The sequence below is a fragment of the Pseudalkalibacillus berkeleyi genome (assembly GCF_021608225.1).
GTDB lineage: Bacteria > Bacillota > Bacilli > Bacillales > Fictibacillaceae > Pseudalkalibacillus > Pseudalkalibacillus berkeleyi.
Genome location: NZ_JAKIJS010000001.1, coordinates 2,097,723 through 2,124,297, shown reverse-complemented (window position 1 = coordinate 2,124,297; position 26,575 = coordinate 2,097,723). Strand labels below are relative to the sequence as shown.

Here is a 26,575-nt window from a genome sequence, read left to right as displayed (position 1 = left end):
ACCCTTACTATGAAAAGGAGAAAGGGAGGAATGCGTAGTGGGAATTATATTTTTGATCTTATTGTGCTGTGCCATAGTTGCGTGCTCGGCTACAGCTATTTCACATTATGATGAACGTCAGCCTTACAACAATGAAGATTCATTTGGATTTTTGTTTAATGTATATGAGGATTCCAACAATTAAAAGGATATGAATCCTCACTATCGAATACAACATTTGGAAGTTTTATAGAGTGTTCATAAAAAATAGGGGGCCAACATAAAACATGAAATTAAAAATCATACATACGAATGACTTACATAGTCATTTTGACAGTTTTGCAAGAGCTGCTTCTATTATAAAACAGAATAAGGATGAACATAGTCTTATTTTAGATGGGGGAGATTTTGCAGATTTCAGAAGTATTGAATTGCAGGGGACGCGTGGAATAGCTGCTATTGAGTTAATGGAAGAGGTAGGTTATGAAGCGCTGACAATTGGAAATAATGAAACGTTTAACGGTGTTGATACACTTGAGTATATGGCAAGCAATAGCTCTTTTCCCTTCATAAGTAATAACTTGTTGAGAAAAGATAAAACCCACATTAAGGGAGTCGTTCCGAGTACGTTAATCAACAAGAATGGTCTTCGTATTTTAATTACTGGGTCTTCGCCAGACTTAGAAGAGTTCAATGACGGACTTGGTGTTCACATCCTTTCTTATAAAGAGGCAATAAGTGAAGAAATTAGAAAGTATTATGGTCATTACGATGTTTGCATTTTGTTAAGTCATCTTGGCACTGTGGTTGATGAAGAGCTTGCCAACGAATTTGATGAAGTCGATATTATCATTTCTTCCCATGACCACAAGCTTTTTGCAAATGCCAAAAGTGTAAATGGTACGATTCTGAACAGTGCAGGATGTTATGGGGAGTATGTTGGAATTGTTGAAGTTGAATATTTAAATGATACCCTTACATTGTTGGATTCAAGAACGATTCAAACAGAGAACGCAGGCATTGACCAGGAAATTGTATCTCTGTTAAGAAAGAATAAAGAGATTGCAGTGGAAGTACTTAGTCGCCCTTTATATGAATTATCATCACCTTTATGGCACGATGTCATAGAAGAAAATCCAATTAGTAATCTCATTGCAGATGGACTGAAGGACATGCTTGACTGCGATATAGGACTGATCAATAGTGGTATCGTTAATGCAGGGCTCTTCAATTATGTTTCAAATCGGAAATTAATTGAAATATGTCCATCCCCTTTAAATCCAACTTCGTTTGAAATTGTGGGGAAAGAATTGAAAAATGCACTGGAACAATCACTTGATACACAAAATTGTTTAGCTGATGGTAAAGGACCTGGATTTAGAGGAAAGTTCGTAGGTAGTCTGCATATTGCGGGAGCTGAGGTGACATACGAAGGGAATCATATAGTAGATTTCACAATTGGAGACAAAGTTGTGGTGGATGATGAGTGGTATAAAGTTGCCACTTCAGATTATCTACAAAGAGGTTCTGGTTATCCTGCTCTTGCAAATAATAGAAATGTAAGATATTTACCTGAAGAAATAAAGGATGTCATTAGAATATATGCTGAATCCGATTCTTCTATTAGAAAAGCAGCGTATCACCGATGGAAATCAATAGATGTAAATGACAAAATCAAAATATGAGCGTTTAGACACAGTCCATAATATTTGGCTGTGTCTTTTTAATAATTAATTAAGGACAAAGTATAAGTGTTACAAAATCTCATTCTACTAAAAACCAATACCTCTCATATAAATAGTTCATAATGGCTAAAAAGATAAGAAATTAGTAATCTATTTTATCATTTTATTCATTTATTATTTATAGTAGTAATAAATTCCTTCATGGTATAGTTAGGATATGTATCAAGAATAAGGAAAATGGTTTTTAGATGTTTAATAATATAAATGTGATTAAGATGCAAGCAGCTAGATTACTTCTTGCGATATCATAAAGGGAAGATGATCAAATTGGATAAATATAGACAGCATTTTTTCAACAACGTGAGAAATAAATTAGATGAATGGGAGAAGGTATCAACCATCTCTAATTTTGAATTATACCGCTTTCTACACTCAATAGCGGGAACATCTCCGATGATCGGTTTAGAGGAAATTGGAGCTAAAGCAAGAAACTTGATGGATGAACTGAATGAAGACGATGAGAGAGTTTGGACCATCGCTGAGGCGAAACAATGGATTTATGAAATCATTGTAATGTGTTACACAAACGAAGAAGAGCTCTTTTCCACCTTTGTACAACTAAGTATACAAAGAGAAGACAAACCAGTGATTCTTCTAGTAGATGATGATACTTCATTCCTTATGTATATTAAAGAACAGATCGAACAAATAGGGTGGTATGTGGTTGCGATTGCAAATCCACAAAAGGCGATTATGTCATTTTATGATGTGAGGCCAGATTGTGTTGTCATTGATATACATATGCAAGAAACAGATGGATTCAAGGTTTTGCAATTCCTTAAAGAGAAGTTAAAACAACAATTCATACCAACAGTTATGGTAAGTATTGATGATAAAAAAGAAAATAGAATGAAAAGCTATGAATTGGGCGCAGACGATTTTATTAAGAAGCCTTTTGATATTGACGAATTTACGGCTCGATTAGGACGTCAATTGCACCGGAAGCAGCAAATCGATGAATTGCTATTGGTTGATGAACTGACACAAGTATATAACCGCAAATACCTAAAGCAGGAATACGATAAGTTAACGAATTATCTTATACGATATAATGAGACATTTTGTTTAGCCGTTCTTGATTTAGATAAGTTCAAAAATGTGAATGACAAGTACGGGCACTTAGTAGGAGACCTTGTGTTACAGCAGTTTTCAAGTTTTCTAAACAAGGAAGCTAGATTAAATGACACAATCGTTAGATATGGTGGAGAAGAGTTTATCATTCTATTCCCTAAAACAAATGTAGAAGATGCTTATAAGGTTTTAGATCGGCTCTGTAAGGGATTTGCAGAGCATTCTATTGAACATAATGGTAGTTTCTCATGTACGTTTTCTGGTGGAGTAGTAGAAGTCACTTCAGGTGATCGGCCACTAAACGAGTGGATAGAGCTGGCAGATGCAGCGTTATATGAAGCGAAAAACTCAGGTAGAAATCACATAAAAATGGCGAAGCCTTCTGTAGAGTTAGCACCGAGTAAAGTGATAAAAATCGCCATTGTTGATGACGATCCTATCATTCGAACAGTACTTTCTGACATCGTTACGAAGTTACCAAAGCCTGAACATACACAATTTGATATTCAAACCTTTAGCGACGGCAGTCTTTTCGTCCAAAATGAGTGGCATAAGAAATCTCGATGTTTAGTTATTTTGGACGGCGTTATGCCGAAGATGGATGGCTTAGAGGTTCTACATGAGTTAAGAAGTCAACTCGATAGTGAGCGTTATAAAGTGCTGATGTTAACATCGAGGAAAAGTGAGATGGACATCGCAAGAGCATTACAGCTTGGGGCGGACGACTATATAACAAAACCGTTTAAACTTTATGAACTTGAAGCAAGACTCTCTCAAATTATTAAAAGGATGAGTTAGTCCATTGTTCCATGGTGAAATCTTATTCTTCTTGCTTATTCTGATCGGTTTAGTATATATTTTAACGGTTTTGTTTTTCTATCTTATTATCCAAAAAGCGATAGAAAATTCTCGGCGAAGAAAAATTAATCAATATAAACAAGAGTACCAAAGTGCTTTATTTAAATATATTAATGAAGGAATTGAGGAGAAAGATTTACGGTGCCCCTCATTTCTTCAGATGGAAGCATTCATAGAGTTGTTAGAGGAATTTATTAGTATGATTTCAAGTGAACACTTTCAGCGAAAGACGAAAGAATTTGCTGAATCCCACTTTCAGGGAATAATGCTTAAGAAATTAAAACACAGTCGGTGGAGCATTAGAATGAATGCTTTATTTCAAATAGAAGATTTTCAAATGGAAATCATGACGAACAATTTAAATCTATTGTATAAATCAAAGGATTTGACTAAGGCTGAAGAAATTCAAATCTTGAAGATTTATGCGCGCTTCGATTATCCAGATCTATACAATCGGATGGTGTATCCGAAACATGCACTTACTGAATTCGAGTATAATTTGTTGTTTCGTAGGATGAGCGAGCAGACTTTTGAACGCATATATAATCGATTTTCGGAGTTACCGCAACGGATGAAATATTCGTTTATAGAATCGATTGGAACACGTAATCAACAAAATAATGGTCGATTTCTTAAAGGGTTACTGGAAGACGATTCTTCTGAAGTTCGAATTCGAGCATTGAAAGCAATGGTGACAATCGGGTTCCAACTCGAAGAATCAGAAGTTATTGAATACTTACAATCAGACCAATGGCAAGAAAGGTTAATGGCTATAAAGATTTGTGATCAAATTCGATCAGATGAATTTATCCCTTTCTTGTTAGATCTATTAAGTGATTCTACGTTCTATGTGCGTTCTCAAGCTGCAAAGACTTTATTACGTATGGAAAACGGGATCCAAATTTTATATGAAGTGGCGGCTACTAATGAAGATCCATTTGCACGAGATATGGCAGAACAATGGTTAGAAAGAGGTCCTGGTCATGATAAATGATATTGATTGGGGTTTATCCCTCATTTACGTAGGTTGGTTTGTTTTTGCATTTATGTTATTAGTCATTACTTTCTATACAGTATTACTTATTATTTCTTTATCACAATTAAGAAATTCATATCAGCTAGATGATTGGGAACCTTATGAAGAATTATTGGACTTCAGTCAAACTAAACCAGTTTCGATTCTTGTTCCCGTTTACAACGAATCTAGTGGCATTATCGCAACGGTCCGTTCCTTACTAAGTACACAATATCCTGAATATGAAATTATCGTCATTAATGATGGCTCCACGGATGATTCTTTAGAGAAATTAATCGATTCCTTTCAGTTAGTCAAAACGAACCGAGTCATCCGACAACAGTTAGAAACTGAGGAAATTAAAGGTGTATACCAATCTAATATATTTAAACAATTACTTGTAATAGACAAAGAGAATGAAGGGAAATCAGGAGCTTTAAACGCAGGGATCAATCTATCAAGCTATCCTTATTTCTGTTCGATTGATGGAGATTCAGTCATTGAGAGGAATGCCTTTCTTAAAGTAATGAAGCCAATTATTGAATCAGATGGAGACGTAATTGCATCAGGAGGGAGTATTCGTATTGCTAATGGTTGTGATATTGAAAGTGGAGAGATTGTTAAGGTCGGATTATCTCGCCGTCCACTTGTCATTATGCAAGTAGTTGAATACCTCAGAGCATTCTTAATGGGAAGAATCGGCCTTAGTAGACATAATCTACTATTGATTGTATCAGGAGCTTTTGGCGTGTTTTCAAAGAGTTGGGTCATTGAAGCAGGTGGATATAACAAGACAGTCGGAGAAGACATGGAATTGGTCGTTAGACTCCATCGTCTTATTCGAGAGAAAAAGGTTGATAAGAAAATTGTCTTTGTTCCAGACCCCGTATGTTGGACGGAGGCACCTGAATCTATGAAAGACCTTCGTATCCAAAGAAAACGTTGGCATAGAGGTTTATTTGAAAGCTTATGGCTGCATAAGAAGCTGATCTTTAATCCTAAATATGGTTCGATAGGTTTAGCTTCAATGCCGTATTTTCTTATTATTGAGTTCCTAGGACCTGTAGTTGAGTTAATAGGCTATTTAGTAATGATCATTTCCATGTTTTTGGGCGGTGTCTTTGTAGAGTTTTCCATCTTACTTTTCTTAATGGCGGTCTTGTATGGTTCAATCTTTTCAATGGCAGCAGTTCTACTAGAGGAATGGTCAGTTCAAAAATTTCCTAAAGTCACAGACATCATAAAACTCTTCTTCTTTTCTCTAACAGAGACATTATGGTTCAGGCCGTTAACTGTTCTATGGCGGTGTGAAGGCATAATTGATGTGATTCTGAGAAGAAGAGGCTGGGGAAAGATGTCAAGAAAAGGGGTTTCCAAATAGTATTAGGCATGAATATCTGCACTGGAAGGAGCATGTTAAAGTGGCAAATATCTTACTTGCTGAAGATGAAGAAGTTTTGCGTATGTTAGTAATGGATACTTTGGAGGATGAGGGGCATGAAATTGATGAGGCATGTGACGGTCAAGAGGCTATTCATTTCATTAAGGAAAATACATATGATCTCATTCTATTAGATTACATGATGCCGTTATACACTGGTTTAGAAGTCATTGAGCAAGTTAGAAACATACCTGAAAAGAAGGACACAAAGATCATGATGCTCTCAGCAAAAAGTCAAAAGGTCGATCAGTTGAGAGTGCTAGATGCTGGAGCTGATTATTTCATGGCAAAACCATTTAGTCCCCTTGAGTTAGTAAATAAAATAGAGGAGATCCTGAATGAAGAGAATTAAGGAGTATTTCCAGACAAGCTTAAGGAAACAATTTCTAGGGTTGATGGGATGCTTCATACTTATTTTCTTAATAGGAGCGGCATTATTATTTATTTATGACAAATCGATTACGGATGAATTTGAAAGTAAGCAACAACAATTGAATGAGAAAGATAAATATTCCGAACAACTTAATCGGGAGTTTACGAAAGCGTTCTTTGATGCACGAGGGTATATCGCTTTCGGCAGACAAGAATTTAAAGAGAGTGTGAATGAGCAACAGACCAAAGTTGTAATTACATTAGATGAATTACGAGAAATATCGAGTAGTCAAGAGGATGAACAATTTATCAATGAAGCTGAAGTGTTCATTTCATTTTACTTCAATGAATTAATTCCAAGTGGATTTTCCAATTTTGAAAACGGGAATATTGATGCGATTATTCAATCATCTACTAGTGGTGGAACATCTAGAATTAATGAGTTTCAAAATCAACTAGATGCGTACAATGATTCCATTCAACAAGAAATCGAACGAGAACAAGCTCAACTTAAACAACAAGAGCTACAAAATGAAATTGCTTTTGTGATATTTGTACTCATCATTTTATTCACGTTAATGGCAATAATGAGAATGATGCTCAAACAAGTAGGTATACCATTAGATGAAGTTGCGACTACGGCTGAGAAATTTGCAGAAGATGAATCTTATAATCAAATTACATTTGATACTGTAAGAAAAGATGAAATAGGGAAGCTGTCTGTTGCGTTCGAAAAGATGATCCACACTATACAAGAAAAGGAAGAGCATCTTCTTCAACAAAATGAGGAACTGATTGCACAGCAAGATGAATTAATTGCGCAGCAAGATGAACTAGAGTCACAACAAGCTGAGCTTGAGCATGTTGTTGAAGTCATGCAAAACAGAGAAAGACAGCTAGAACGGTATAATCAATTTATCAAGGGCATTTCCAATTCACTAGATAAGAAGGAAGTGCTTGGCAGCGTTGTAAAAAGTATGTGTAGCGTAATGGATGCAGCAAGGGGAATGATTGTACTCTTAAATGATCAACAGTCTCATGCTGCTTTCGGGATTTCAGAAAATGGGGTCCAACAATTTATACGTAACATAAATGATGGTGTTCAAGAGCGTGTTTTTGAAACAAAGAAAGCTTTTTCCATCAAGCGTCATTCATCTGGACCAGAAAAAGGATATCATGAAGAAACTCAATTTGCTTTTGACTTGTTTATCCCTGTCTTATCTGTAAATGAACAAGTAGAAGCGATCATGGTATTTAGCCGATTTAGTGAGGACTTTACTGATGAAGAAATTGAGCGATATGAAAGTTTAGCGAAGCAAATATCCATATCCTTACAGAAAATTCACCATTTCGAGGAATCCGAGAAAGAACGTGAAACGACTCAGGATATCCTAAATAATGTGCAGGAAGGCATTCAGCTTGTTGATCATGACGGAACAAATTTAATGGTGAATTCTCAAATGGCTAGTTTATTAAATGTAGATTTTGCTGAACTCTATCAATCTACCTATAAGGATTGGAAACAGCACTTTATTGATCAAGTAGGAGATGCTGTAAGTGTCGGTCAATACTTAGATTCGATTATTGATCAAGAACACATTACCTCAAACTACCTTACCTATCATGTGCCATCTTTGGAAAAGGTGTTTCAAGTCTATTCAGAACGCCTTTATAGAGGGGATGAGCAGATTGGTACAATATTTGTGCATCGTGATATTACAAAGGAATTTGAAGTGGATCAGATGAAATCAGAATTTGTAAGTACGGTTAGTCATGAGCTCCGCACCCCACTTTCTAGTGTGCTAGGATTTACAGAGTTGATGCTTAACAAAGAGTTGAAGCCAGAGCGACAAAAGAAATATTTAACGACAATTTATCAAGAAGCGAAACGATTAACGGCATTGATTAATGATTTCCTTGATGTGCAAAGAATGGAGTCAGGACGTCAAACGTATGAGAAACGATACGAAAATCTTGTGCCAATTGTAGAAGAGGTTGTAGACCAGCAGCAGATTAACGCACCTAATCATGACATAACAATACTGCAAGAGACAGAGCATACTACAACTCTTGGGGATCGGGATAAGTTGTCCCAAGTGTTTACGAATCTAGTGAGTAATGCAATTAAATATTCACCAGATGGTGGTAAGGTTTGCATCAAATTTTATGAAGATCACGGTCGATTGAAAATTGATATTCAAGATCATGGTCTTGGGATACCAGCTGATTCAATTGAGAAATTGTTTACAAAGTTCTATCGCGTTGACAACTCAGACAGACGGAGAATTGGTGGGACTGGTTTAGGCCTTGCTATCGTGAAAGAAATCATTAAGGCACATGAAGGAACGATCGACGTGAATTCTCAGCTAGGTGAGGGAACAACGTTTACGGTAAATTTACCGAATACAACAATCCAGTTGGACAATGAAGAAGACAACGCCGCCAATGGAATGAATATCCTCGTTATAGAAGACGATATTAATCTTGCATCATTATTGAAAACAGAGCTATCAGACAGTGGGTTCCAAGTTAAACACTTTAAAGATGCAGAATCAGGAATAGAAAGCATGAAAGAACTAAAGCCTGATGCAGTCGTTCTAGACATCATGTTAGAAGGTAGTATGACCGGTTGGGATGTCCTTGAAAGGATGAAAGGTGACCAGGCATTTTCTGCAATTCCTATTATTGTTTCTACAGCTTTAGATGATAAAGAGAAGGGTTACATGCTAGGTGCTACGGAATATCTTGTGAAACCATACCAACCAAGCAAGCTTTCCAAAACGATTCTACAAGTATTGCTGAAACAGGAAAATGTAGGTCAAATATTGGTGCCAGAGAACAATTAATTTAATAACGTTGCATGAGTAAGCAGCCCTAATTAGGGCTGCTATTTCTTTCGTACTATTTTTCTGAAATTTCTATAAATTAATAAGCTAGCGGAAGGAGTTTTGTATATGTAAAGGAAGTAGTAATAAACAAAACTTTGAGGTTCAACATGATTAGGGGGATTGAATGATGTTAGGTATGGAAGATGGACTTGTCGGTCTTGCTTGGATTGGCACATTACTTGCCGCAATAGGATGTATTGTATTTGGAGCGGTGATGTGGAATCGTGGAGGTGATGATTCACAATGAATCTTGCCGTATTAATACCGATTTGTATTGTTTACATAGGAATCATGTCAGCACTAGCCTACTATGGCTACAAAAAAACCACATCTGAAGCAGATTATCTAGTAGGGGGTAGAAACATTCATCCAGCTGTAATGGCATTATCATACGGTGCAACATTTATAAGTACGTCTGCAATCATTGGTTTCGGTGGGGCTGCTGGCGTATTTGGGATGGGGCTATTGTGGCTTGCTTTTCTTAATATCGTATTGGGCATTTTTGTTGCCTTTGCTATATTTGGTACGAAAATACGGAGGTTATCTTTAGAATTAGATGCCTCAACGTTCCCCTCTTTATTAGGTAAAAGATACAAATCCAATTTCATAACGGTCTTTGCTGGTGCAATGATTTTCGTCTTAATGCCTGCTTACACGAGTATTGTTTTAATTGGAGGGGCTCGATTCCTAGAAGAATCTCTCGCAATGAATTTCAACATTGCATTGTTGATTCTCGCTTCAATCATCGCTTTGTATGTCATTAGTGGTGGCATTAAAGCTGTCATGTATACCGATGCTTTTGGTGCGGTCATTATGCTGATTGGTATGGCGCTTTTTCTTTTCGTCACGTATCAAGCGGTTGGTGGGTTTATGGAAGGTCACAGGGGATTAGCTGCTATGAAGGAGATGGTGCCACAACCATTGGTGGATGGCGGTCATTTAGGGTGGACAAGCATGCCAGCCTTCGGTTCACCACTATGGTGGACGATGGTTAGTACAATTATTATGGGTGTTGGTGTAGGGGTGCTTGCTCAACCTCAGCTTGCGATGAGATGTATGACGGTGAAAGATGACCGTGCGTTATATAGATCTGTATTAGTCGGAGGCGTCTTCATCTTATTCATGACAGGTGCAGCATTTGCAATTGGTCCATTGAGTAACTTGTATTTCTTCAATACAACTGGAGAAATTGCTTTAACTGTAGCGGGTGGAAATACTGATTTAATTATACCTAAGCTCATTAATGACATTATGCCAAATTGGTTTATCTACCTCTTTACTTTGACATTACTCTCTGCTACGATTTCAACGGTTTCTTCACTCATCCATGTTCAGGCAACTGCGTTTGGACAAGATATATTAAAAACACTGGGCATCAAAAAAATGTTTGGGAAAAAGATGAACTTCTCTCGTGTCGGTGTAATTCTTGGAATGATCGCAGCGGTCATTCTCGCATACATTCTCCCTGCCGGGGTAATCGCAACAGCTACTGCTTTCTGGTTTGGTATTTGTGGGGCAGCGTTCTTACCAGCTTTAATCGGTGCTTTTTATTGGAAAGGAGCGACAAGGGCAGGTGCTACCTATAGTATCATTACCGGATTTACAGTAAGTATTTTAGGGTTCCTTTTCCTCCATGTAAAAGAAGCTTCAGCACTCGGCATTTCAAAAGCACTGTTCGGTCAAGAAACGCTGCTCGAGTTCCCATGGACGCACATCGATCCGTTATTTTATGCCCTACCTTTATCGACACTCGTATTTATTACGGTCAGCTTGATGGGAGTTAAGGAAAGGCATGAAGGACAATATGAACAAACACAGAAACAAGCACAATAAAACACACAAGACTGTAGAGGTGCTGAATCGCCTTTACAGTTTTTTCTATGTTGGATGGAAGGGAATAGAAATCAATTATCGAAATAAAGGTGTAGGAAATAGATAAGAAATATATGAAAGCAGATCTTGTGAAATACATAAATAAGTTAAGTAAAGTTTAAAGGAACAGAGGAGTGTAAGCTTTGTTAGAGGTTATAAAAAAATTATCAGAGGTAAATGAAGGAGAAGTAGGTATAGTAATTTACTCTCCTGAGGAAAGAAATGTTGTCGCATCATTTAATAGTGATATGGGGATTCCACTTGCTTCTTCTGGAAAGATAGCAATTGGGTTTGTTATTACAAAATGGGTCATGAAAAACCAATTCTCCTGGGACGAAATTATAGAAGACATACGATTTGATGAACATGAAGACAGTCATGAGTTGTATCCTCATCTTCAAGGCATGAACGAGCTAACATTGAGAAACGCAGTTGAAGTGATGATCGCAAGTCATGATAACCATCTTGCAAAGAGAATCGTCAGCCATTGTGGGGGATGGGATTTAATTAATGAGGAGCTTCATACATTTTTTCATCGTTTCCATCTGACACAAGACCCGCTAGATATAAATAATGCAGGTAATATTAATGAATTGTTCCTTATGTTGAATGAGATTTATGAGGGATATATAGGTGATGCGTCACTTTGGGAGCCACTGATGAATGGACTAGTAAGACAACGGAGTCTAATAGAGGGCATACCAAGCCACCACTTAAATCATATGACAGGAGGACTGCCAACAGTTCTCGTTCATTTAGGCATAATTGGTGAGTTTCACAACAAGCCGTTGTTGTATGTTATTGGGGTAAAAGATGTACCGAACCGAAGTGAAAATCAAGAATCAGATCAAAAGGTGGTTGAGGCATTACAGCTTATGTACAAATTTACACAGTAATACATTTGGAGGTATAGATGGAATTTTATCAATTTAACCAAAAGGTTGGAAAAGTGATTAAGAAGTACGATTCCAACTTTATCATGTCGAGAATAGTGATGACTACAAAACCTGCACACATTGGGTGCATGCATTTAGCGGCGAAAGATATCATCGGTTATCATCAAGCTGTTGTTCCGCAGTTGTTGCTGATTGTAAATGGAGAAGGTTTAGTAAGAGGAGAGGATGACGAATATTTCAACGTAAGAGCTGGTGATGCAATATATTGGGAGAAAGACGAATGGCATGAGACAAAAACCGAAACAGGCCTAACTGCAATCGTAATAGAAAGCAAAGAGCTAGACCCTGCTTCATTTATGACCAAGAAATAAAGGGTTATGTCGTTAGAGGTGTGATATGGATAATCGTTGGAATGAACTGATCTATAAGTTTTGGTCTCCTATGTATGATAAGTTTTTTAACAGTGGGCAATTTCTCAGTGCACGAAAAGAGATATTCCAAAATCAAATATTTGATAAACACCAAAAGGTATTGCTTGTCGGAGTAGGTACAGGAGCTGATTTAGAACAAATTAGCTACAAAGAATTAAATGTCACTGCCATAGATTATTCTAGTGATATGCTAAAAAAGGCTAGAGAAAAATTTAAAGATTCATCGATACAATTTGTAAAAATGGACGCTCAAGATATGAATTTTAGTGATCATCACTTTGATGTAGTGATAGGAAGCCTTGTAGTATCGGTTGTTCCGGATGCAGAAAAGTGTCTTAAAGAAATGCTGAGAGTATTGAAACCAAATGGAGAAATGATCATTTTTGATAAGTTCGCACCAAAAAATAAACAACTTTCCCCGCTCAAAAAAGCCATTAGACCGTTCATAAAAAGACTAGGTACAGACATAGGAATTAACTTTGAGAAATTGATTGAAAATCATACATATACTTTAACTGTTACAGAAGACCAATCCATTATGTTCAATGGCATGTACAGAAAGATTCTTATCAAGAAAATAATGTCATAGAACTATAATTTAAGAGGAGAAGAGATAACATTAAAAAAATAATAATGTTAATGATTATTATTGTTGGAATATTGCTTACATATAAAGGATTAAACGATTTATATATAAAAAAGACGTTTAACAAACCTTATACAATCGCTAGTGAAATCATTCAAGATGCTATCCAAGATAAACGTAAAAGTAAATACATATTAAGTAATCAAGAATGGAAGTCGATGTCTGAGGAGTCAGTGTTTATATTAACTAGAGAACCGATCGACTGGACTGACTTTAAAGGATTTATTCAAAGCTGTACTGGTCCGAATACATCGTTATCATATAATGATGGAAAAGCAGCATTCAAAGTCATGAAACAGGAATATAAAGATAACGATCAGAGAGTATATATAATGTGTCATGAATACGACGAAGTTAATGGAGATCATAAAGCTTCAAAAACCATCACGCTTTTAATGGAGAAGATTGATGGGGCATGGAAAGCGGTAGGTAAAAGCAGTGAGAAAAAATAGAATGTAAAAAAGTGATCGTTATAAAACAAACAGTAGCTAAAAAGTAAAACTCAATAGTACCAAAGGGCTTAAAGGAAATTTCCTTTAAGCCCTTTTTGAACGATTATTCAAATACTTTTATCCGAAATTTGTACTTATGTTTGTGTTTAGTTTTTTAAGCTTTGGATGAACTAAGAAGTATATTGTAAACCCAAAGTATCCAAGTCCAGATAACATCAAAATGAGCGGTCCGGAACTCAATTCACCGAACAGGCCTCCAAGAAAGTATCCAAGAGGGCTTAACGAGCCAAGGATGGATGAAATGAATGCAAACCCAATTCCCAAGTAACCTTTTGGTAGGTTTACTTGAATAATAGTTTGAACAAAGATTGCCAACAATCCTATACCAATCCATGCAAAGCCAAACAAAACATAAGAATATACGGTTTTATCATTTTGAGAAAAGGCGACCATCCAACATACACCAGAAAAAAGGGATGTATATGGCATGATGCGATTTAATGGTATATGTTCTAACTTACTCGCTAGAACTGTACCAACTAAAGTACCGACTGACATCGCGGTTAACCAAAAACCAAATTCAGCTGAATTGGATGAGATCACCGGTAACATTGCTAAGCCCATCGTAGCCATAACATTGATTACGATTACTCCGAACATGATATTCAACAATGTGTGCTGTTTTTTAATAACCTGATAGCCATCGATAAAATCGTTCTTGTATTGCGCCAGAAATTTGAGGCTTGTGGTTTGGTCTTCCTTCTTCGATTTTGGGACTTTTAAGTAAAATAGAAAGAGTAAACCGGTACCGATAAGTAATATGCTGTTGGATACGTAAATTACACCTAGTCCAACAAAAACAATCAGAATACCAGATATGGCATCGGAAATGATGTCTAATGTTTGGTATGAACATGCAAATACTGAATTTACTTTAGTAAGGTCTTTCTTGTCTGATAGACTTTCAATTAAAGCACTTTCAGTTGGATAAGTGGCTTCAGATAATGCTAGTGCAAGGAACATGAGGAAAAAAAGTAAAGGTAACCATAAAGCATTTGTGAAGAATAACACGCTAATGACAGCTATTAAACTTCCTTGTCCTATTTCAGCAAAAAACAGAATTTTGCGCTTTGAAAATCGATCGATCATCGGTCCATATAGGAATTGTAATGTCACTGGTAACATGGCAATCGCACTGGTTAGGCCAATTAGGAATGCGGAATCAGTCGTTGTCTTTACATACCAGATTGTTGCAATCATATATAAACTATCTGCGATGTTTGTAATGATTCTTCCAATTAATAAGATCATTAATTGTTTATTCATAGTGATTTCCTCCGTTTATGTGTGGATTCTTACAAATCATGTTTGTTCATCCACGTTGGAGGTCCTCGGATTCTGCTATAGCGTTAATGTTCAAATGGATTGATATGTGTAGTATGCACCATATTTGGATATCCTTTCCTCTTTGAATTTGTTAGTTATTATGACACGAGTTCTTTGAAAGTTCAACAGTGTAGTAAGATGTTACAGTTGTGAGATCTTCAATTGAAAAGGACCGATCCCAGTGGGATCAGTCCCTAATCATTACATAGATTTCTGCTCGTTTCGAATGTGTTGAAGTGCTCTTTGAAGCATTAAGTCATTTTTATCACAAATCTCTTGTTTCCTTGGGATAGGTGCATATAAATCGGCTACATCATCCCAAAATTCTGGCAAATCAACAGGGGCTTTTTCCTGCCACTTCGATCGCCACTCTTCTGGAAGAGGTCCTTTCAAATCTTTACCTGTCATTTCTGCCCAGATCATTGACCATGCTCTAGGAACAACACGCCAGATGTCATATCCACCACCACCGACTGCAATCCAACGTCCATTTGCGTACTTGTCAGCTGCTCGGTTCACAATCTGAGGAATTTTTCTGTAGGACTCCATCGTGACTGATAGATGGGTGAGCGGATCCCAATAGTGCGCATCTACCCCGTTTTGACTGATGATGACATCAGGTTTATAAAATGCTGCGATTTCATCAATAGATTCTTCTAAGATTGGAATCCACGAATCGTCTTCAGTAAAGGCGTCTACTGGTATGTTGAATGAATATCCGTAGCCCTTACCTGCCCCTTTTTCCGAGACGTTCCCTGTACCCGGGAATAAGTAACGACCGGTCTCATGTATGGAAAACGTACAAACATCTGGGTCATCGTAGAATGCCCATTGAACGCCGTCGCCGTGGTGAGCATCCGTATCAATATAAAGCACGCGGGCATTATATTTCTGCTTCATATATTCAATCGCTATCGAGCTATCATTATAAATGCAAAAACCTGACGCTCGCCCTCTAAATCCGTGGTGGAGGCCGCCGCCGAGGCTTAGTGCTTTCTTCGAATTGCCCTCAAAGACTTGTTCGACTGCCGTTAGTGTAGCTCCGACAAGCCATGCACTCGCTTCATGCATATCCTTAAAAATCGGAGTATCATCTGTATTTAAGCCGAAGCTGGATTCTTGGGCTTTTGGAAGCAGTCCTTCTCCAGCCAATTTGATAGCGTTTACATAATCATCGTTATGAACGAGCTTAATTTCCTCGTCGGTTGCTTTTCTTGGTTTTACGATTTGATCATCAGTTAATATGCCAGCATCCTTTAATAGTTCATAGGTCAGTTTAAATCTGAGTGGATTAAACGGGTGATTATTACTGAATTTATAGCCTAAAAGTTGATCTGAGAAGATAAAAACCGGTTTCGTCATACTTGTTCTCCTGGGGTAACAGGCCATAAGACGTTGTAGCCTTCTGATTTAAGATGATCAATAATTGTTTGCGGATTCATCGTCTGCACTCTTAGGACGAGCACTTTCGTTTCATCTGTTTCACCAGGATAGACGAGAACACTCGTAATGTTCACGTTATGATGTTGGATTACAGCAGTTACATCTGCTAGTTTACCTGTCACATTTTCTACATGAACTTCAAATTGTGAACTAGGTTGATGGGCGCCAGTTAGTTGAATTAATGTGTATAGCATGTCCCGCTCTGTAATGATACCAATCACTTCGCGTTGATGCACAACCGGTATACAACCAATTCGCTCTTCGTAAAAAACAGTCAAAAGCTCTTCAATAAAATCAAGCGGATGGGCTGTTATCACTTGTTTTGTCATAACTAAATGAACTTGTGCATGTGAAGGATCTTCCTTATCCTTCAATCGATCAAGAATCAAGTCACGATCAGAAACAATCCCAATCAATTGATTGAGATGATTCACAACGGGTAAATGACGAACTTTATTTCTTGTCATTAGATTTTTCGCATCTTGGATTGTTGTATCTTGTTGAATGGTGATGACTTCTTTATTCATTACCGCTTCTACTTTCATTTAGATACCTCCTAATACATAAACCGGTTTTTGAATCGGAGTTGATCGAATTGTTGAATGGCATCTCGGTTAACGCGACTACCGATCCGAGCCATTAAACAATTGGCCGGGTGTGAACTAATTTCAGGATCGTCAGTTGCGAACCATTCCAGGCCACCAGCACTCATCATTTTCTCCATTACTTTTCTGTAATCCCAAACAGATAAACCTGTTCCTTTCAAGTCCCAATGCCAATAATATTCAGTCGTAATTACGATGAAATCTTCCATCGCATCGTCCATCATCGACACCTTCAGAAGATTTTTACCAATTTTATAATTACGGAACTCAGGAATGATCTCAATTGCTCCGAGTTCAATCAGATTCTCCATATTTCCTTCAGACCAGCGTTCTAAAGGGTCGGGGTAGACATAAGTGACATATCCGACAATCATATTTTTGTGCCTTGCAATAATGATTCTTCCCTCAGGAAGTCCTGCAATTTCAATTAACGCCTTATGCTGTTCGGCAGGAGGTCGAAACGCAGTCAAGTCCTCATGAAAATCATAGCTTGCAAGAGTTGTAGGTTTAATCGGTCCTTCTAGTATTAATTTTCCCTTCGGTGTATTGACAGTTTTTGCATTATAAATCTTTGTATGCTTCAAGCTTCGTTTCACCACCTGTGTCAGTCTCTACTCTTATTATACATGAAACCATATGTAGTAAGCGTTTTCAAACATAATAATAGAGGATGTTCAAAAAGTCCGATGAAATATAGCCGTCGAATTTCTACGTCAGCTTGCTATTTAGCTCCTCACGTAATGAGTACATACGCTCCGGTGCTCAAAGCTGCGCTTTCTTGAACTTCTTGCCTCTATTATCCTCCTTTTTGAACGTCCTATATGAACTGTTTTAAAATTGAGAATAATCAAATTTATGATATACTGTTTTTAAATCTTTAAATAAAGGGGAGATCCAATAATGAAAGTGGAAGCGCTTCCGGTTATTAATGGAGAATATAACTTGCAAGATTATGAAACTACCTATAAAAATTTTGACTGGTCAAGTGTAGAAAAGCACTTTACGTGGTCTACGACTGGCCGAGTAAACATGGCGTACGAAGCAATTGACCGCCATGCTGAGTCAGCAAAGAAAAATCAGGTAGCCCTTTATTTTTCAGACCCGAAACGAGATGAAAAATATACGTTTAATGAAATGAAAGATTTCTCAAATAAGGCTGGTAATGTTTTAAGAGATTTGGATGTTGTAAAAGGAGACCGCGTGTTCATCTTCATGCCGCGCTCCCCTGAGCTATACTTCTTATTCCTAGGAGCTTTAAAAGTCGGTGCGATTGTCGGACCGTTATTTGAAGCATTCATGGAAGGTGCGGTAACAGATCGTCTTGAGGATAGCGAAGCAAAAGTGCTTGTAACGACACCTGCTTTACTTGATCGTGTTCCAGTATCTAAACTATCAGCACTTGAGCATGTCGTTCTTGTGGGTGATGATGTAAAAGAAGATGACACATACGTTGATTATTACGGACGAATGGATAAAGCGAGTAAAAAGCTTTCGATTGAGTGGGTGGACCGTGAAGACGGAATGATTCTTCACTATACCTCCGGTTCTACGGGTAAGCCGAAAGGTGTTTTGCATGTTCATAATGCAATGATTCAGCACTATCAAACTGGTAAATGGGTGCTCGATTTGAAGGAAGATGACGTGTACTGGTGTACAGCTGATCCAGGCTGGGTAACGGGTACTTCATACGGTGTGTTCGCGCCTTGGTTGAACGGTGCATCCAATGTGATCCGAGGGGGGCGTTTCAGTCCCGAGGATTGGTACGGTACGATCGAGAAGTATGGTGTCTCTGTCTGGTATAGCGCTCCTACTGCATTCCGTATGTTGATGGGAGCAGGAGACGAAGTGGTGAAGAAATTCGACCTATCTAGCCTTCGCCACGTGCTGAGTGTCGGTGAACCATTGAATCCAGAAGTCGTTCGCTGGGGCCATAAAGTGTTCGGTCTTCGCATTCATGACAACTGGTGGATGACCGAGACAGGCGCGCAGTTGATCAGTAACTTCCCTTCAATGGAAATTAAGCCTGGATCAATGGGGAAACCATTACCAGGAATCGAGGCTGCGATTATTGATGACCAAGGTAATGAGCTTCCGCCGTATCGAATGGGGAATCTTGCTATCAAAAAAGGCTGGCCATCAATGATGCGCGCAATTTGGAATCGACCAGAAAAATTCGAGTCCTACTTTACAAAGGGAGACTGGTATATCTCAGGTGACTCAGCTTATATGGATGAAGACGGATATTTCTGGTTCCAAGGACGAATCGACGACGTCATCATGACATCAGGTGAGCGTGTCGGACCATTCGAAGTCGAGAGCAAGCTCGTTGAACATCCAGCAATTGCAGAGGCGGGCGTAATCGGTAAACCAGATCCCGTTCGTGGAGAGATCATTAAGGCGTTCATCGCATTACGAACAGGGTATGAAGCAAACGATGAGCTGAAGGAAGAAATTCGTACATTCGTGAAAAAAGGATTAGCGGCTCACGCTGCGCCACGAGAAATCGAATTCAAGGATAAACTTCCGAAGACCCGAAGTGGTAAAATTATGCGTCGCGTATTGAAAGCTTGGGAACTAGATCTTCCGACTGGTGATCTTTCAACGATGGAAGACTAATAAGAAGATGATTTTTATTGATAAGCATGCGGGCAAATGTCCGCATGCTTTTTTACATGTAATCGTTCTATGTATCTCGCGAAATTTGCTGAGTTTTCTATGTCAAAACGTTGTAAAATTATGTTAAAGTAATGAAGAAGATTCATTCTTTTAAAAAATCTGAAAGCTACAGCAAAGCGCTTGGGGGGATATCATGAGTCAAGCAGTAGATCAAATTAAAATAGTGGAATATGATCCTAGCTACGCCGCAGCGGTAGCAAAAATGTGGAACAAGAGCCGCGATGGGTGGGGCGGATCTAATACCGTACAAACAGAAGAGCAAGTTCTGAAACAAGAAGCCAACACGACAAATCTTCATACGTACCTTGCTTTAGAAGGCGATGAGGTTGTCGGTTACTGTGGATTAAGTGAGTATCGTGAGGACGAAGGGGCACTTTATATTCCACTCCTTAATGTAAGAGATGATTACCATGGTAAAAAGATAGGAAAGAAGCTTGTCCTTAAAGCGTTGGAACGTGTCATAGAACTAAAGTGGCCTCGGCTCGATTTGTATACCTGGCCTGGAAATACAAAGGCTGTTCCTTTATATAAGAAGTGTGGTTTCTTCTGGGAAGAAAGAGATGATGCAACCCATTTGATGAACTTCATGCCTACGGTCTTACATACTGAAGCCGTGCAAGAATTCTTCAAAGATTTAAATTGGTATGAAGCAAGTACGAGACCGATTGAAGTGAAACCAGATGGCGAGAAACACAACGATTTTCACTACTATGAGTATTCATGGACCAATCGAGGTCAAATGCTGAAAATGCAGTTTGAAAGGTTTGGAAGAGGACTTAGATCAATCGAAACGGATGATTATGAAATATCTGCTACTATTGAGGATTTCAAACTAGTATTCGATTCACAATACAAAATCCGATATCACATTAAAAATAAAACGGGGAAACCATTAACCGTTTCATTAAAGGGTATGGATCATAAGAATATTCAGTTTGACCTTTCAAAAGACTTCATGGAAGTGAAAAATGAAGAAGTAATTGAAGCACCTTTTCACGTTGGTCCAATTGAAGAGGAACAAAGTGTGTGGCGAACACATCCATCCGTTAACACAACATTTCTAATTAATGGGAAGGAAGCATTGTTTAAAGTTGGATTATTACCTAAATTTCCAGCTAATGTTTCTAGTCATACACCTGAAAACTTAACTTACAAAGGTAGTAATGGAACTTTTTACCTTGATCTTGAAAACAATTATAAAGAGGCTGTTACGTTTACTTTCACCTTACCTGAAAGTGATTTATTCACAGGTGACCAGCAGGAATTGGATATAAAATTACAGCCCAAGTCTAGATGTTCAATTCCAGTGGCATACACCCTTAAAGAACATGGTTTTTACTCACCTGAATTAACGATTACGGCTACGAAAGAGGACGGTACTCAAACGACTTTTTCAAAAAAGATTAGCGTTCCGTTCAAAGGTATTGGCACAATGTTCTCTGGTGAGAGTGAAGAGGGTTACTATGTGTACAATGGTCAGTATCAATTACAGTTAAGGAAATTTAATAATTGGATTGAGCCAGGAAAAGAGCAAATTGATCAACAAGAATCAGCATTTAAATATCCGAAGCTCGGAAAACCATTCTCTGAAGAATTTGCTAGGCTAAGAGCTGAGAATGTCGAATTTATTGAAGAAAATAATACGATCGGGTTTCGAGCAACGTACCATTCAAAATCATTCCCTGGCGTGAAGCTACACGGCATTACTAAATTATTTGCTGAAGGTCTTGTAGAACAGTACTATGAGGTTGAGAATAGTGGTTCAGTAGACCTGGAAGAAGATTTATGGTTGAACATTCCTGTGTTTCAAACCCTTGAAAGAGCCGTCATTCCTTATGAAAATCGAATTGTTGAAATGAAGGATACAATCGGTAGTTATCATGAATATTGGAATGGGAAATCCATAACGGAGAATTGGATGTTCTCTAGAGTGAATGGTGATCCACGAGGACTTTGTTGGTCTAAGGATATGCAAATCAATTTTGATTCTTGGTTCGTCTTTTTTGAAAATAAAATCGGTAGGTTAAAAACGAATGAATGGGTTCGTACGAAACCGATTTACATGTCAATCGGTGCATTTCAAGACTGGAAGACCTTCAGAGGCTTTGCAAGACAGCAAGCGAGTGAATCAATACCGATAACTGACCATCTAGAATTAGTGATTAACAATCATAATCCTTTTGTCTCAGAGCAGTTAATAGATGTTCAAGTGAGCGATTATAAGGCTTCCTACTTTAATGGTTCAATTGACATTTTGTCTGGTGATAAGCTATTGAAACGAGAACAATTTGAAACGAAAGATGAAGTGAAGAAGAAGAATTTTGAGGTCAACGCTGAAAATTTGAAGAAACTGGGCTTCATTCAATCTAAATTTCAAATCGATTCAATTGAAACGACAAGAGAAGCTTTATATGTGAAGAAAGAAAGCGACACCGTCCGATATGAAACAAAAACGATAGAAGGTAAAGAAGCGTACGTTTGTAGTGACGGTGAGCTAGAGATTGCAGTAGCACCAGAGTTTTACCCAGGATTATTTTCTTTAAAATCCTCTTCCGGAGAATGGCTTGATTCTTCCTTCCCAAAAGTGCAACCAAAGTCTTGGTGGAATCCTTGGGCGGGTGGAGTGAATAGTTCATTGAGAGAAGTTACACCAAACTCCTTGTTAAAAGAAAAGCGGCATGCAGAGTTCGCTTCACTTGAGGATTCAAAAGGGAATAAGTGGGAGGGCGTTAAGGTAGTCGTCAAACTTACTGATCATGAGAAATATAAAGGGTTTGAATATCACCAATATTTCCTTCTATTACCTGGCACATCTGTTGTTTGTATGACGACTGAAATTATTCAGGATTCAGGTGTTTTCATCGATCGGAAAAATTGGGATATGAACTGTTATTTCAAACCTGATGAAGACTTAAAATCGAGTTGGGCAGAATTCCAAAACGCACCTGGAGATTGGCAGCGACTTTACGGAGGAAAAGGCGAGCAGCAAATGAGAATTGCTCGAAATGTCATATTCGGATCTGAAAATCGCCAAGACTGCCTTCAAATCATTACGGATACCAACGACGTTCAGTTTGGTTCGTATATTAATAAGGAAATCATGTTTGTAGAAGTGAACACGAAATTAATTTCAGAAGATGGAAATCGTACATTTACTAAACCTGTTTTCTGTATGGTGAACGAGACGGCAATCCCAGATACAGCATTAAATGATTTAAAATCGATTCGCTTCTAAGAATAAACACGGCTAGAAAGAGGGATACCATGAAGATTATTGATGCTCATATGCACTTTTCAGATATTGAAAGCTTTAAAGAAACTGCAAAAGACTTATCTAAATTGGATTATTCTTATGAAGGTATTATGAAAGAATATAAAGATGCCAATGTCGTGTTAGGAATTGGAATGGGATTGGAAGAAAGCGAGAAGGAAGGGTTTCCTGACCCTTCCTCTCGAACTCCAATGGGGCTTGATTTAGCTGCGCAAATACCACCTTCTGTCGTCTATTGTGCAGGCGTGAATCCTCATCACCTTGATGAAGATTCGATCGCAGCGCTTGAAAAGGCTGTGCAAGATCCTAAGGTTGTTGGTATCAAAATTTACTTAGGATATTATCGGTATTACGCACATGACAAAGTGTATGATCCGGTATATAAAATTGCGAGTAAATATGGACTCCCTGTCGTATTTCACACAGGGGATACATATTCTGAACGCGGACTCTTGAAGTATTCACACCCTTTGACTTTAGATGAAGTAGCAGTAGAACATCGAGATATCAACTTCGTCATGGCTCATTTCGGTGACCCATGGACATTGGATGGTGCAGAAGTGGTTTATAAGAATCGGAATATGTACGCGGACCTATCTGGACTTGTCGTTGGTACGGGTGATGACCTCCGGCGCTATAAGGAATCTCCTCGATTCTTTAACCATTTGAAGCACGCCTTAACTTTTACCGACAATTATAAAAAGTTCTTGTTCGGAACCGATTGGCCATTAATTCCAATCCAACCGTATATTGAATTCGTAAAAAGCATCATTCCAAAGGAATATCACGAAGACGTCTTCTACAACACAGCTCTCAACGTCTTTCCGAAAATTAAACAACACCTTTAGTAGAGCTGAGTATGGCACTAGGATAATTTCAGAGATGTAAACAAGTGAAAACGCACTGGATTTCACACCCACTCCTAAAATTTAGAATTTTTATTATGCAGCTGAATGGATGGATTGGATTCGGTATTCGACTTGACTCAGTCCATCTAATTTTTCTTTTGTACGTTCATTATGAAACAGTGCTTTAATAAAGGAGTTGAATAAAATGAATGAAAATAAAGGTACAGAAATAAAACGCTTTTCAAAAGCAGAAAACATTCTATCTCAAATCAATAGTAAAACTAAGCTAGGCGACTTACGAAAAATCGCGAAGGACATTAAAAAAGATCACGAACTAGCTATGGAGCTTTGGTCAACCGAAGAGTTTTTGCCCAGACTATTAGCAATCTTAATTATGGACAAAAAACTTCTTTCACAAGATGTGCTCAATAAGTTAGATAAGGATATGCAGACTCACACTTTTGATGAGCGAAATAACTTGATGGATTGGTTGATGGCTAATCAGCTCACCAAAGACAAGAAGAAAATTGCATTGATGGAGTCATGGGAAAATAGTCCTTCTGCTCTTCAAAGGCGAGCTTTCTGGTATTACCAAGGGCGATTGAGATGGACTGGACAAACACCGCCTGATAACACTGCATACTTGCTATCTGCATTAGAAGCTAATATTACGCAGGAAGAACCGGAAGTTCAATGGGCTATGAATTTCACCGCAGGCTGGATAGGCGTTTATGATGAAAAGAATCGTGCACGTTGTATTAAACTTGGTGAGAAAACGGGTCTTTACAAAGATGAAAAAGTAGCAAAAGGATGTACTCCCAGCTATTTGCCGGATTTCATTACAATTGAAGTTAACAAACGACATAAATAAATAGATACCTCTGAAAAATTTATTAGTGTTTAATTTAAAAAAATAAGAAAACAACGCGTTATGGCAGCTCCTTAGTGAAATATACAAGGAAGATGTAAGGGATTAACTCACTATCTCTTTTTGGTCTGTAGAGCGCTTATCTTTAAGAAGAAAAACTTTCCAGCTGAACAGTACAACGATACTATGCACAATAAAAAATATTCAACAATCGGGCGCAATTCATATTTATAGAAATGCGTCCGTTTTTCTGTAATACCAGCTAATAGTGGGTCAAGTAGTTTGATAGTGGCAAGAAAAAAGAATAAGTGACGCAAGGAATAACTATTTTTACACTTTGCTACGGAGGTATTTATGAGTATTCACTATTATTTAGGATGGTTTAACAATTTCTTTCCAGAGACTCTGTCCAGGCTGTTACAAGAGGATATAACTGATAGAATGTCGCTTGTTATGATTAGTTCGAATCCATCTATTTATGAAGATGATGGTGCTACTGAACGCTCGTGGCTTGACCAGGCTGGCATTATGTTTGATGAATATCATTTAATTAATTATCGCGTACAGAAGGAAGAGGCCCAATCGAAAATTCAAAATGCTTCAGTCATTTTCTTATTGGGTGGAGATACTCTTAAACAAAATGGTTTTTTGAGAGAATATGAATTATCGAATTTGATAAAAGAAAGCAGTGCCGTTGTGATAGGAGCAAGCGCTGGTGCAATCAATATGTCCGCTAAATGGTTATGCTCGAAAAACCTTGGAAATAAAGTTGAAATGAGCTCCGTTTACGAAGGGATCGGCCTTAATAATTTTTCTGTCCTGTCCCATTTTGACCTTGAAAATAATATTGCAATGGTTCAGAGTGAACTTTCTCCCCTATCAGAAGAAATAAACATTTATGCATCGAACAAAGATTGCGCTGTACGTGTAAAGGGAGACAGTCTCGACGTTTTTGGTACTGTTTTTTTAATTTCCCACTCAAAGATTCGGAAATTGGATGAGACGCTCCAAATGTACTGAATTACTATGGCTGCTCAATTGAATTAATTACAATATACAATTGAATGATTGGATAATAGGTCAATACTTTCTTCAACAATCAGAGGCGAGAGCTGAAATCGATAGGTGATTTACAGCTTCCTAATAATTCAAAAACTAGATTATATACTTGCATATAGGAAATACAAAAAGAGAAGCATACAAGGGGGTAGAGAAGTATGGAACTTACTATTAGAAGAAGAACTAAAGAAGATATCAATGAGTTCATTACTTGGACGTATGAGGGAAAATATTCATTTTATGATAACAATATTCAAGAAGAAAAAATTGAAGGATTTAAGCAAAGTATACATTTAGAAAGAGCATTTTCAGTGGTTGATGAGGAAGAAAATTTAATAGGAAATTGTGAGTTTTTTGATGTGGAAGAAGATGGAGAAGAAATATTAGTAGTTGGAGTTCAAATGAAGCCCTCTATAACTGGAAGGGGTTATGGTTCGAAATTTGTTAAAGCAATTATTGAACAAGGAAAAGAACTACTAAAGTTTAATCATCTGGAATTGGCAGTAGTAGACTTTAATGAACGAGCAATAAGGACATATGAAAAAGAAGGATTTATTAAGAAAGGCGAATTCCAAAATGAAATAAGTGGCAGTACATATAACTTTATCATTATGGCTAGGGATTGGGGATAGAATTTGTTATTCAACGATTGGGGACGAGAGCTGATGGTGATCTCCAACTTAACCTATATACAATAACCGGGAAGGATTGTGGAGTAAGCTTGTAAAGAATAAAGTTTAACAAAATGGGATT

The 26,575-nt window shown here is 37.8% G+C and carries 23 protein-coding genes; 19 read left to right on the top strand and 4 right to left on the bottom strand.

The window, feature by feature from the left end; all coding sequences use genetic code 11:
• Positions 1 to 37: 37 nt before the first annotated feature.
• From L2716_RS11110 to L2716_RS11055, 13 genes are all read left to right on the top strand, one after another.
• The gene (locus L2716_RS11110; RefSeq protein ID WP_236334567.1) at positions 38 to 184 is read left to right on the top strand and encodes a hypothetical protein; all 147 of its coding nucleotides are present in this window, start codon (positions 38 to 40) and stop codon (positions 182 to 184) included.
• An 82-nt stretch (positions 185 to 266) separates the two neighbouring features.
• On the top strand, positions 267 to 1,664 hold the full coding sequence (locus tag L2716_RS11105) for a bifunctional metallophosphatase/5'-nucleotidase (protein WP_236334564.1): 1,398 nt from the start codon (positions 267 to 269) through the stop codon (positions 1,662 to 1,664).
• 318 nt (positions 1,665 to 1,982) lie between these two features.
• Complete coding sequence (locus tag L2716_RS11100; protein ID WP_236337860.1) at positions 1,983 to 3,593, top strand: GGDEF domain-containing response regulator; 1,611 nt, start codon at positions 1,983 to 1,985, stop codon at positions 3,591 to 3,593.
• A 4-nt stretch (positions 3,594 to 3,597) separates the two neighbouring features.
• Positions 3,598 to 4,647: a HEAT repeat domain-containing protein gene (locus tag L2716_RS11095; protein WP_236334563.1), complete on the top strand. Its 1,050-nt coding sequence runs from the start codon at positions 3,598 to 3,600 to the stop codon at positions 4,645 to 4,647.
• Complete coding sequence (locus L2716_RS11090; RefSeq protein WP_236334560.1) at positions 4,637 to 6,049, top strand: glycosyltransferase family 2 protein; 1,413 nt, start codon at positions 4,637 to 4,639, stop codon at positions 6,047 to 6,049. Before L2716_RS11095 ends, L2716_RS11090 begins: the two co-directional genes overlap by 11 nt.
• Before the next feature lie 40 nt (positions 6,050 to 6,089).
• Positions 6,090 to 6,461 (top strand): response regulator transcription factor, encoded by a 372-nt coding sequence (locus L2716_RS11085; protein WP_236334559.1) that lies wholly within the window; start codon positions 6,090 to 6,092, stop codon positions 6,459 to 6,461.
• Positions 6,448 to 9,327, top strand: a complete 2,880-nt coding sequence (locus L2716_RS11080) for an ATP-binding protein (protein ID WP_236334557.1) — start codon at positions 6,448 to 6,450, stop codon at positions 9,325 to 9,327. Before L2716_RS11085 ends, L2716_RS11080 begins: the two co-directional genes overlap by 14 nt.
• Before the next feature lie 166 nt (positions 9,328 to 9,493).
• Positions 9,494 to 9,616 (top strand): symporter small accessory protein, encoded by a 123-nt coding sequence (locus L2716_RS18320; RefSeq protein ID WP_268963979.1) that lies wholly within the window; start codon positions 9,494 to 9,496, stop codon positions 9,614 to 9,616.
• The gene (locus L2716_RS11075) at positions 9,613 to 11,202 is read left to right on the top strand and encodes a sodium:solute symporter family protein (RefSeq protein ID WP_236334556.1); all 1,590 of its coding nucleotides are present in this window, start codon (positions 9,613 to 9,615) and stop codon (positions 11,200 to 11,202) included. The genes L2716_RS18320 and L2716_RS11075 overlap by 4 nt, the downstream gene beginning before the upstream one ends.
• 182 nt (positions 11,203 to 11,384) lie before the next feature.
• Entirely contained in the window at positions 11,385 to 12,137 is a 753-nt protein-coding gene (locus L2716_RS11070) for a serine hydrolase (protein WP_236334554.1), read from the top strand.
• A 17-nt stretch (positions 12,138 to 12,154) separates the two neighbouring features.
• Positions 12,155 to 12,508 (top strand): cupin domain-containing protein, encoded by a 354-nt coding sequence (locus tag L2716_RS11065; protein WP_236334552.1) that lies wholly within the window; start codon positions 12,155 to 12,157, stop codon positions 12,506 to 12,508.
• A gap of 25 nt (positions 12,509 to 12,533) precedes the next feature.
• Positions 12,534 to 13,157 carry a class I SAM-dependent methyltransferase gene (locus tag L2716_RS11060; RefSeq protein ID WP_236334550.1) on the top strand — a complete coding sequence of 208 codons (624 nt, stop codon included), beginning with the start codon at positions 12,534 to 12,536 and terminating at the stop codon, positions 13,155 to 13,157.
• 44 nt (positions 13,158 to 13,201) lie between these two features.
• Positions 13,202 to 13,666: a hypothetical protein gene (locus tag L2716_RS11055; RefSeq protein ID WP_236334548.1), complete on the top strand. Its 465-nt coding sequence runs from the start codon at positions 13,202 to 13,204 to the stop codon at positions 13,664 to 13,666.
• A 117-nt stretch (positions 13,667 to 13,783) separates the two neighbouring features.
• On the opposite strand, the gene L2716_RS11050 is transcribed toward L2716_RS11055, so the two are convergent.
• The 4 genes from L2716_RS11050 to L2716_RS11035 form a co-directional block, all read right to left on the bottom strand.
• Complete coding sequence (locus L2716_RS11050) at positions 13,784 to 14,992, bottom strand: MFS transporter (protein WP_236334546.1); 1,209 nt, start codon at positions 14,990 to 14,992, stop codon at positions 13,784 to 13,786.
• Between the two features lie 261 nt (positions 14,993 to 15,253).
• A complete protein-coding gene (locus L2716_RS11045; RefSeq protein WP_236334543.1) occupies positions 15,254 to 16,414 on the bottom strand; it encodes an acetoin utilization protein AcuC in 1,161 nt (386 codons plus the stop codon).
• Positions 16,411 to 17,040, bottom strand: a complete 630-nt coding sequence (locus L2716_RS11040) for an acetoin utilization AcuB family protein (RefSeq protein WP_236334541.1) — start codon at positions 17,038 to 17,040, stop codon at positions 16,411 to 16,413. Before L2716_RS11040 ends, L2716_RS11045 begins: the two co-directional genes overlap by 4 nt.
• 11 nt (positions 17,041 to 17,051) lie before the next feature.
• Positions 17,052 to 17,684, bottom strand: a complete 633-nt coding sequence (locus tag L2716_RS11035) for a GNAT family N-acetyltransferase (protein WP_236334539.1) — start codon at positions 17,682 to 17,684, stop codon at positions 17,052 to 17,054.
• 316 nt (positions 17,685 to 18,000) lie between these two features.
• On the opposite strand from L2716_RS11035, the gene acsA reads away from it, so the two are divergent.
• From acsA to L2716_RS11005, 6 genes are all read left to right on the top strand, one after another.
• Positions 18,001 to 19,716, top strand: coding sequence for an acetate--CoA ligase (gene acsA, locus L2716_RS11030; protein WP_236334537.1), 1,716 nt, complete (start codon positions 18,001 to 18,003; stop codon positions 19,714 to 19,716).
• Between the two features lie 193 nt (positions 19,717 to 19,909).
• Positions 19,910 to 23,011, top strand: a complete 3,102-nt coding sequence (locus L2716_RS11025; RefSeq protein ID WP_236334534.1) for a GNAT family N-acetyltransferase — start codon at positions 19,910 to 19,912, stop codon at positions 23,009 to 23,011.
• Positions 23,012 to 23,040: 29 nt separating this feature from the next.
• Complete coding sequence (locus L2716_RS11020; protein ID WP_236334533.1) at positions 23,041 to 23,895, top strand: amidohydrolase family protein; 855 nt, start codon at positions 23,041 to 23,043, stop codon at positions 23,893 to 23,895.
• Between the two features lie 205 nt (positions 23,896 to 24,100).
• A complete protein-coding gene (locus L2716_RS11015) occupies positions 24,101 to 24,766 on the top strand; it encodes a DNA alkylation repair protein (RefSeq protein WP_236334531.1) in 666 nt (221 codons plus the stop codon).
• Positions 24,767 to 25,117: 351 nt separating this feature from the next.
• Positions 25,118 to 25,783, top strand: a complete 666-nt coding sequence (locus L2716_RS11010; protein WP_236334529.1) for a Type 1 glutamine amidotransferase-like domain-containing protein — start codon at positions 25,118 to 25,120, stop codon at positions 25,781 to 25,783.
• Between the two features lie 197 nt (positions 25,784 to 25,980).
• Positions 25,981 to 26,454 carry a GNAT family N-acetyltransferase gene (locus tag L2716_RS11005; protein WP_236334526.1) on the top strand — a complete coding sequence of 158 codons (474 nt, stop codon included), beginning with the start codon at positions 25,981 to 25,983 and terminating at the stop codon, positions 26,452 to 26,454.
• The last annotated feature ends 121 nt before the right edge of the window (positions 26,455 to 26,575 follow it).

What these genes read in the sequence shown, in the direction of transcription:
- L2716_RS11105 (WP_236334564.1), top strand. Translation starts at nt 267, where the DNA reads ATGAAATTAAAAATCATACATACGAATGACTTACATAGTCATTTTGAC.
- L2716_RS11100 (WP_236337860.1), top strand. Translation starts at nt 1,983, where the DNA reads ATGATCAAATTGGATAAATATAGACAGCATTTTTTCAACAACGTGAGA.
- L2716_RS11090 (WP_236334560.1), top strand. Translation starts at nt 4,637, where the DNA reads ATGATAAATGATATTGATTGGGGTTTATCCCTCATTTACGTAGGTTGG.
- L2716_RS11080 (WP_236334557.1), top strand. Translation starts at nt 6,448, where the DNA reads ATGAAGAGAATTAAGGAGTATTTCCAGACAAGCTTAAGGAAACAATTT.
- L2716_RS18320 (WP_268963979.1), top strand. Translation starts at nt 9,494, where the DNA reads ATGATGTTAGGTATGGAAGATGGACTTGTCGGTCTTGCTTGGATTGGC.
- L2716_RS11075 (WP_236334556.1), top strand. Translation starts at nt 9,613, where the DNA reads ATGAATCTTGCCGTATTAATACCGATTTGTATTGTTTACATAGGAATC.
- L2716_RS11065 (WP_236334552.1), top strand. Translation starts at nt 12,155, where the DNA reads ATGGAATTTTATCAATTTAACCAAAAGGTTGGAAAAGTGATTAAGAAG.
- L2716_RS11060 (WP_236334550.1), top strand. Translation starts at nt 12,534, where the DNA reads ATGGATAATCGTTGGAATGAACTGATCTATAAGTTTTGGTCTCCTATG.
- L2716_RS11055 (WP_236334548.1), top strand. Translation starts at nt 13,202, where the DNA reads ATGTTAATGATTATTATTGTTGGAATATTGCTTACATATAAAGGATTA.
- L2716_RS11050 (WP_236334546.1), bottom strand. Translation starts at nt 14,992, where the DNA reads ATGAATAAACAATTAATGATCTTATTAATTGGAAGAATCATTACAAAC.
- L2716_RS11045 (WP_236334543.1), bottom strand. Translation starts at nt 16,414, where the DNA reads ATGACGAAACCGGTTTTTATCTTCTCAGATCAACTTTTAGGCTATAAA.
- L2716_RS11040 (WP_236334541.1), bottom strand. Translation starts at nt 17,040, where the DNA reads ATGAAAGTAGAAGCGGTAATGAATAAAGAAGTCATCACCATTCAACAA.
- acsA (WP_236334537.1), top strand. Translation starts at nt 18,001, where the DNA reads ATGAAAGTGGAAGCGCTTCCGGTTATTAATGGAGAATATAACTTGCAA.
- L2716_RS11025 (WP_236334534.1), top strand. Translation starts at nt 19,910, where the DNA reads ATGAGTCAAGCAGTAGATCAAATTAAAATAGTGGAATATGATCCTAGC.
- L2716_RS11020 (WP_236334533.1), top strand. Translation starts at nt 23,041, where the DNA reads ATGAAGATTATTGATGCTCATATGCACTTTTCAGATATTGAAAGCTTT.
- L2716_RS11015 (WP_236334531.1), top strand. Translation starts at nt 24,101, where the DNA reads ATGAATGAAAATAAAGGTACAGAAATAAAACGCTTTTCAAAAGCAGAA.
- L2716_RS11010 (WP_236334529.1), top strand. Translation starts at nt 25,118, where the DNA reads ATGAGTATTCACTATTATTTAGGATGGTTTAACAATTTCTTTCCAGAG.
- L2716_RS11005 (WP_236334526.1), top strand. Translation starts at nt 25,981, where the DNA reads ATGGAACTTACTATTAGAAGAAGAACTAAAGAAGATATCAATGAGTTC.